At 68.1% G+C, this 7,939-nt stretch carries 4 protein-coding genes and 1 pseudogene; 4 read left to right on the top strand and 1 reads right to left on the bottom strand.

From position 1 onward, the window contains the following. From artA to DK459_RS20415, 3 genes and pseudogenes are all read left to right on the top strand, one after another. Positions 1-2,898, top strand: a pseudogene (artA, locus tag DK459_RS31035) (RTX adhesin); the annotation flags it as partial. Between the two features lie 134 nt (positions 2,899-3,032). After that, a complete protein-coding gene (locus tag DK459_RS20420) occupies positions 3,033-3,716 on the top strand; it encodes a transglutaminase-like cysteine peptidase (protein WP_085941773.1) in 684 nt (227 codons plus the stop codon). 17 nt (positions 3,717-3,733) lie between these two features. Continuing rightward, positions 3,734-5,716 carry a LapD/MoxY N-terminal periplasmic domain-containing protein gene (locus tag DK459_RS20415; RefSeq protein WP_024068377.1) on the top strand — a complete coding sequence of 661 codons (1,983 nt, stop codon included), beginning with the start codon at positions 3,734-3,736 and terminating at the stop codon, positions 5,714-5,716. A 158-nt stretch (positions 5,717-5,874) separates the two neighbouring features. Here the strand turns inward: DK459_RS20415 and DK459_RS20410 are convergent, their stop codons facing one another. Then, a complete protein-coding gene (locus DK459_RS20410; protein ID WP_024068924.1) occupies positions 5,875-6,948 on the bottom strand; it encodes a nitronate monooxygenase family protein in 1,074 nt (357 codons plus the stop codon). 142 nt (positions 6,949-7,090) lie between these two features. Here DK459_RS20410 and DK459_RS20405 point away from each other — a divergent pair, with 142 nt between their 5' ends. After that, positions 7,091-7,915 (top strand): TlpA disulfide reductase family protein, encoded by an 825-nt coding sequence (locus DK459_RS20405; RefSeq protein WP_054437957.1) that lies wholly within the window; start codon positions 7,091-7,093, stop codon positions 7,913-7,915. The last annotated feature ends 24 nt before the right edge of the window (positions 7,916-7,939 follow it).

Here is a 7,939-nt window from a genome sequence, read left to right as displayed (position 1 = left end):
ACGTCCGGCCAACTGACCAAGACCGACGTCGACGTCAACGACAAGCACACCTGGTCCGTCAACAATGAGGGCAAGGGCCAGTACGGCACCTTCACGCTCGACCAGAGCGGCAAGTGGACCTATGTGCTGGACAACAACAGCGCCAAGGTCCAGGCCCTGGCCGAAGGCCAGAAGGCCACTGACTCCATCACGGTGACCGTGGACGACGGCAACGGCGGCAAGGCCACGCAGGTCATCACCATCGACATCACCGGCACCAACGACGCCCCGACCATCGGCGGCACCGCCACCGGCGCCGTCAAGGAAGACGGCACGCTGGTCACCACCGGCCAACTGACCAAGACCGATGTCGACACCAACGACACGCACACCTGGTCCATCAACAACGAGGGCAAGGGCCAGTACGGCACCTTCACCGTCGATCAGAACGGCAAGTGGACCTATACGCTGGACAACGCCAGCACCAAGGTCCAGGCCCTGAAGGAAGGCGAAACCGTGACCGACACCATCAAGGTCACGGTGGACGATGGCCATGGCGGCACGGCGGTCAAGGACATCACCGTTACCGTCACCGGCACCAACGACATCGCCAAGATCACCGGCCAGTCCACCGGCGCCGTGATCGAGGACAAGACGCTGGTCACCACCGGCAAGCTGACGGTCTCGGACGCCGACGCCGGCCAGAGCGCGCTGATCGCCCAGAGCAACGTGGCGGGCAAGTACGGCACGTTCTCGATCGACGCCAATGGCAACTGGACCTACACGCTGAACAACAGCCTGAAGGTGGTCCAGGATCTGCCGCCGGGCGCCGTGCTGAAGGAAACCTTCGAGGTCGTCTCGGCCGATGGCACCGGCAAGCAGCTGATCACGGTCGACGTGATCGGCACCAACGACGCGCCGGTGGCCGCCGACAACGCCACCAGCGTCGATGCCGGCAGCAGCCACACCTTCACCGCCGCCGAGTTCAACTTCAATGACGGCGCCGAGGGCAACCAGCTCGACAGCGTCATCATCACACGCCTGCCGACGGACGGCACCCTGACGCTCAACGGCCAGGCAATCTCGGTCAATACCGTGGTTTCGGCCGCGGACATCGCCGCGGGCAAACTGGTCTACACGCCTTCAGCCTCGGGCCAGGACACCTCGTTCGGCTTCCAGGTGCGCGACGATGGCGGCACCGCCAACGGCGGCAAGGACACGTCGGGCGACTACAACTTCGCCATCAAGACCAACAACTTCATCTCGGGCGACAACGACGGCAGCGGCACCGGCACCAAGCCGCCCATCAACGGCGGCAGCGGCGACGACGTCATCCTTGGCGACAAGGGCGGCACCGTCACCACGGTCGAACCGGGCAAGAACTACAACATCGCGATCGTGGTGGACACGTCGGGCAGTATGTCGGAAGCCTCCGGCACCAAGGGCCTGACGCGCATGCAGCTGACCATCGACGCGCTCAAGAACCTGGCGAACACCCTCAAGGGCCATGACGGTATCGTCAACGTGGCGCTGATCGGCTTCGAATCGACGGCCAGCACCAAGTACACGATCAACGGCTTGAACGCGAGCAACGTCGGCGACCTCATCAAGGCCATCGAGAAGCTCAGCGCCAGCGGCGGCACCAACTACGAAGGCGCGTTCGACGAAGCCGTGAAGTGGTTCAACAAGCAGCCGACCTCCTCCAACGGCCAGGCCTTCGAGAACGTCACGTACTTCCTGACGGACGGCGATCCGACCTTCAGCAACCGTGGCAGCAACGGCGACTGGTGGTCGGGCGGCAGCACCACGAACTACTACGACATGAAGGACGCGGTCGACAAGTTCAAGGGCCTGAGCGGCAAGAGCACCGTGCACGCCATCGGCATCGGCACGGGGGTCAACGAGGCCTACCTGAAGTTCTTTGACAACTCGAGCACCACGGGAACGGGCACGGTCCGGATCGAAGGCACGAACATCACCGGCGCTGTCGGCCAGCCGCAGATCGTCAACACCGCCAAGGACCTGGCGGCGGCACTGCAGGGCGGTTCGTCCAGCACCGATCCGGCCGCCGTCGGCAACGACATCATCAACGGCGGCGCGGGCCACGACATCATCTTCGGCGACACCCTCAACACCGATGGCAACGTGCTGAACTGGGCCTCGGTGGGCGGCCGCCCCGCCGACCTGGTGCAGGGCTCGGGCCTGAAAGCGCTGCAAGTGTTCCTGGAGATGCGCGACGGACATGCGCCCACCAACGGCGACCTGTACCAGTACATCAAGGACCACCACGCCGACTTCAACCTGGCCGACGACCCGCGCGGCGGCGATGACACGATCCACGGCGGCACCGGCGACGACATCATCTACGGCCAGGGCGGCAACGATACCCTGTACGGCGACGATGGCAACGACATCATCTATGGTGGCGCCGGCGACGACAAGCTGTACGGCGGCGAAGGCAACGACGTGCTGCATGGCGGCTCGGGCAACGACACGCTGGAAGGCGGCAACGGCAACGACCTGCTGATCGGCGGCAAGGGCGACGACACGCTGATCGGCGGCGCCGGCAGCGATACCTTCAAGTGGGAACTGGGCGACCAGGGCACGACCGCCAAGCCGGCCGTCGACACCATCAAGGACTTCTCGCTGGACAAGCCCGCCGATGGCGGCGACGTCCTGGACCTGAAGGACCTGCTGGTCGGCGAAAAGGATGGCACCCTGACGCAATACCTGAACTTCCACAAGGAAGGCAACAACACGGTCATCGACGTCAACACCCAGGGCAAGCTTGGCACCCAGGGCGCGGACCAGAAGATCGTGCTGGAGAACGTCGACCTGACGCAGGGCGGCCAGCTGAACAACCAGGCCATCATCAATGACCTGTTGCAGAAGGGCAAACTGAACGTCGACCACAGCTAAGCAGCCTGCGGGCAGGGCCATTGCGCGGCCCTGCCCGTTCGGATGACAAGGTATGGCGACGCGGCGCGCAGGCGGCGCGGGGTTTTTTTCCGGATATCGACTGGATCACCCGGAAAAATGTGAAAATCCGTTTCATGCGATCAACCCGCCGTTTCCGCGCCACGCTGAATCTGTGCCGACTGGTTTTGCTCTGCCTGGCTTGCGGCTGGGGCGGAAGTTCCGCCCTGGAGATCAACGCCGAGAAGCTGCAAAGCCTGTCGGCCAGCCGCTATGGCGCGCGCGGCGCAAAGGCGGTAACGAACTGGCTGCAATTGCTGCGCGGCGCGGCGCCGCCGCTGGAAAAGGACCGGCTGACGCTGGCCAACGATTTCTGGAACCGCGCACTGCTGTCCGGCGAGGACATCACGATCTGGGGCAAGGATGACTACTGGGCCACCCCGCTCGAATCGCTGGGCAAGGGCGCGGGCGATTGCGAAGACTATGTCATCGGCAAGTATTTCACCCTGCTGTCGATGGGCGTGCCGGCCAACAAACTGCGCTTCATCTATGTCCGCGCGCGCGTGGGCGGCCCGGCCAGCAGCAGCCAGATCGCCCACATGGTGCTGGGCTACTACGAAACACCCAATGCGGTACCGCTGGTGCTGGACAGCCTGGTCTCGACCATCCTGCCGGCGTCGCAACGGCGCGACCTGACGCCGGTCTTCAGCTTCAACGCCGATGGCGTCTACGTCGACGGCAAACCCGCCGCACCGGTTGACCGTCTCAGCCGCTGGCGCGATCTACTCCAACGCATGGAACGGGAAGGCATACGCCCCTGACGTCCGGAACCAAGACTATGTCCATACTTCGACAGCTACTGCTCAGCGTAACCCTCGCGATCGGCGTCATCCTGCTGGGCACCCTGGCGCTCAGCGTCAACGCCGCGCGCGAATACCTGTCCGGGCAATTGCAGGTGCAGGCCACCGACGCCGCCGTGTCGCTGGCACTGTCGCTGTCGCAGCCGGCCAACAATGACCCGGTGGTGCAGGAACTGCTGGTGTCGGCGCTGTACGACGGCGGCCATTTCTCGCTGGTGCGGCTGGCCGACCCGGAAGGCAAGGTCCTGATCGAACGCCAGTCGACCGCCACGGCGGCCTCGGTGCCGGCCTGGTTCCGCGCGCTGGCGCCGCTGGATGCGCGCTCGGCCTCGCACGCGGTCAGCGACGGCTGGCGCCAGATCGGCGAAGTGACGCTGGTGGCCAACGACGCCTACGCCTGGGAAGCCCTGTGGCGCAGCAGCCTGCGCATGATCGCGCTGGTGCTGGGAGCCGGCCTGATCTGGGCGCTGTTCGCCTTCGCGCTGGTGGGATGGATCAAGAACCGCTTGTTGCGCGAGGTCAGCGACCACGTCCGCAGCATCGGCCAGGACTCGCCGCCGCAGCAGATGGAAGCGCGCGTGCCCGAGCTGTCCGGCGTGGTCCAGGCGCTGAACCAGACCCGTGAACGGGTCTACGCCAGCGTCGAGGAACAGAACGCCAAGATCGAATCCCTGGAGCTGGAACTGAACCAGGACCCCGTCACGCGCCTGCCGAATCGCAAGTATTTCGTCAACGAATTCCGCCGCGCGCTCGACGCCGGTCCCGCCGCCGGCCCGGCATCGGCCCGCACCGGCATCGACGGCGGCCACGTGCTGGTGTTCCGCCAGCGCGACCTGGCCGACCTGAACCGCCACATGCCGCGCGAATTCATCGACCAGTGGCTGCGCACCGCCTGCGAACGCATCCAGGCCTCGCTCAAGTCCCTGCACGTGGCCGATCCGCTGCTGGCACGCCTGAACGGATCGGATTTCGCTTTGCTGCTGCCGGGCTGCGCCGCGCCGCAGGCCATGATGATCGCCGAGCAGTTGCGGGCCGACCTGCACGCCTCGCGCATCCCGGTGGGTGAAGGCCACCTGTGCCGCTGGGCCCAGGCCATGGCCGACTACAGCCGCGGCAACCAGGCCGGCCCGGTGCTGTCACGGCTCGATTTCGGCCTGATGCGGGCCGAGAGCGCCGGCAATGATCAGGTCGTGATCGCCGGCGCGGCGGATGCCCAGTCGCCGTCCGAGTCGGGCGAACGGGCCTGGAAGGATGCCATCCTGTCGGCCCTGGAAGCGCACCGTTTCGAGCTGGCCACCGAGCCGCTGTGCGACGCCGGCGGCGCGCCCATCCGCACGGAAGCCATGCTGATGTTGCGCATCGCCGCCGACCAGGCGCCGATCCCCGCCACGCTTTTCATTCCGCCCGCCGTGCGGCTGGACCTGGTTGCCGACTGCGACCTGGAGGCGGTCGCCCTGGGGCTGGACTGGCTCGCCAGCCACGATGGCGAGTTGACGTTGCGCGTCGCCCTGCCCTCGCTGCGCGGCCAGAAGTACTTCCGCCAGCTGGCCTTGTTGCTGACCGAACGCAAGGCGCTGGCGCGCCGCCTGTTTCTCGAAATCGACGCGCACGGGCTGGTCGAATGCCACGAACAGATCGCCACGCTGGCGCGGGTGGCGACCGAGTTCGGCGCGCATATCGGCGTGCGCCGCCTGGCGCAGCAGTTCGGCGCGGTGGCGCAACTGCACACCCTGCCCCTGTCCTATGTGAAGCTGGGCGGCGGTTTCGTCGGCGGCATGTCGCAAAGTCCGGGCAGCCAGCAATTGACTGCCTCGGTGCTGGAAACCGCCCGTAAACTGCGCATCGACGTCTACGCGGAAGACGTGCCGGACAGCGAAACGCGACGCATCCTGGCCGACCTGGGCATCCGCGTGATGCGCGGCCCCGGCGTCAAACTGCCGGCCTCGCCGGCAATGCACTAGTGTGCTGTCCCGCAGATACGCCCGCACGAAATCCACCCCTTGACGCCATGGCGTCGTTGCAAATCCTCGCGATACCTACGGGTAGCACTGCGGTTTGCGCCTAGCCCTGACGCCAAGGGATGAATTTCGTCATGCGGACGCATCTACGGGACAGCACACTAGCCCGCCCGCGCCGCCATGCCCGCGCGCAGGCCGGCGGCGCAGTCGAGCGCGTCGTCCCACAACTGGCGGGTCAGGGCCTCGGCGTCGGTCTCGCGCGCCAGCGCGGCGGCTTCGCCCGACCAGAGCAGCGAGAAATCGCCGCTGCCGCGCTTTTCCACCGCCGCCCGCAGCGGATCGACCGCCCCGGTCGCCAGTGGAAACGCGGGCGCCACCGCGCTCATCGGCCCCTGTTCGCGCATGAAGCGCGTCAACAGCCCGCGCGCCGGGCGGCCGGTGTACAGATTGGTCAGGCGCGTGGCGTCGTCGCGCGCCGCGCGCACCGCCTGGCGGTGGATGGCCGAGCGGCCCGCCTGCGGCGTCAGCAGATAGGCGGTGCCCAGCTGCGCCGCCGCCGCGCCGAGCGCGAAGGACGCGGCGATCCCGCGCCCATCGGCGATGCCGCCGGCCGCGATCACCGGCACGCCGACAGCGTCCACCACCTGGGGCAGCAAGGCGTACAGGCCCGGCTGGGCGCCGATGTCGTCGGTCAGGAACATGCCGCGATGGCCGCCGGCCTCCACGCCCTGGGCGATGATGGCATCCACGCCACGGGCGTCGAGCCAGCGCGCCTCTTCGACCGTGGTGGCGGACGACAGCACCATGGCCCCGGCGCGCCGCACCCGCTCGAGCAGCGCCTCGTCCGGCAAGCCGAAATGGAAGCTGACCACCGCTGGCCGCAGTTCCTCGACCACCTGGCACATGGCCTCGTCGAACGGCGCGCGGCCCGGGCCGCTGCCGGCGGCCGACAGCTCCAGCCCGGCCTCGCGGTAGTACGGCGCCAGCGTCTCGCGCCAGCGGGCCTGGGCCGCCTCGTCGGTGGCCGGCGGGGTGTGGCTGAAGAAATTCAGGTTGAACGGCGCGTCGGTCTCGGCGCGGATGGCGGCGATCTGCTCGCGCAGCGCGTCCGGACCGAGCGCGGCACAGGCCAGCGACCCGAGCGCGCCGGCGCGGCAGGCGGCAATCGCCAGCGGGCTGAAGGAGCCGACCATCGGCGCTTGGATCAGGGGCAACAGCGAAGGCAGCGGTTTCATCTGGGGCACACGACGGCAATGGAGGACGTCAGAGCATATCGCAACGACATGCTAGGCTTGGGCCTTCCCCCTACTCGCATCACGCCATGGAATTTCGCAGCAACGGCCGCCCCGCCCTGGCCGCGCGCCGGGAGCGCGCCGCATGAGTCCCGCCCTCCGTCTTGGCCCCCTGGTCTTTCCCATCGAACTGGCGCTGCTGGCGGCCGCCGTCGTCGTCGGCCTGGTCGCCGGCCGCCTGCTGGCCGGCGCGCGCGCCGAGGACGCCGGCCGCGCATTGTGGCGCTGCCTGCTGCTGGGCCTGCTGGTGGCCCGGCTGGCCTTCGTCTGGCAATACCGCGATCACTTCCTGCAGGATCCAATCAAGATCCTGGACCTGCGCGACGGCGGCTGGACCGGCCCGGCCGGCCTGGCCGCGGCGCTGCTCTACGGCGCCTACGCCGTGCTGCGCGACCGCGCCCCGCGCCGCGCCGTGCTGGCCGCGATGGCGCTGGGCGCGGCCGTCTGGCTGGGCGGCGGCCGCCTGCTGGCGCCGTCGGCGCAGCCGCAGCCCCAACTAGCGGCCCTGTCGCTGCAACAGCTCGACGGCAAGCCCGCTACGCTGGCCGCCTTCCAGGGCAAGCCCACGGTCGTGAACCTGTGGGCCAGCTGGTGCCCGCCATGCCGCCGCGAGATGCCGGCCTTCGAGCAGGCCCAGGCGGCCAACCCCGACATCCATTTCGTCTTTCTGAATCAGGGCGAAGCGGCAAGCACCGTGCGCCAGTACCTGGACGAACACGCGCCGTCCCTGGCCAACGCCCTGCTCGACCCGGCCGGCGACGCCTCGCGCCAGATGAGCAACCGCGGCTTGCCCGCGACGCTGTTCCTCGACGCCCAGGGCCGGCTGATGGACCTGCGCGTCGGCGAACTGTCGAACGCCACGCTGGCGCAGCGGCTGGAAGCGATCCGGGCGGCCGACCCCGGCCAGTGAGCCGCGGGGCCGGCAGGTTCCAGC

Origin of the sequence: Achromobacter sp. RW408, from assembly GCF_003184165.1 — a bacterium.
Classification (GTDB): Bacteria; Pseudomonadota; Gammaproteobacteria; order Burkholderiales; family Burkholderiaceae_B; genus Achromobacter; species Achromobacter xylosoxidans.
Note: the sequence above shows the minus strand (reverse complement) of the source record. Positions and strands in the feature narration are given on the sequence as shown.

Coding starts and splice junctions, on each gene's coding strand:
- DK459_RS20420 (WP_085941773.1), top strand. CDS start 3,033: ATGCGATCAACCCGCCGTTTCCGCGCCACGCTGAATCTGTGCCGACTG.
- DK459_RS20415 (WP_024068377.1), top strand. CDS start 3,734: ATGTCCATACTTCGACAGCTACTGCTCAGCGTAACCCTCGCGATCGGC.
- DK459_RS20410 (WP_024068924.1), bottom strand. CDS start 6,948: ATGAAACCGCTGCCTTCGCTGTTGCCCCTGATCCAAGCGCCGATGGTC.
- DK459_RS20405 (WP_054437957.1), top strand. CDS start 7,091: ATGAGTCCCGCCCTCCGTCTTGGCCCCCTGGTCTTTCCCATCGAACTG.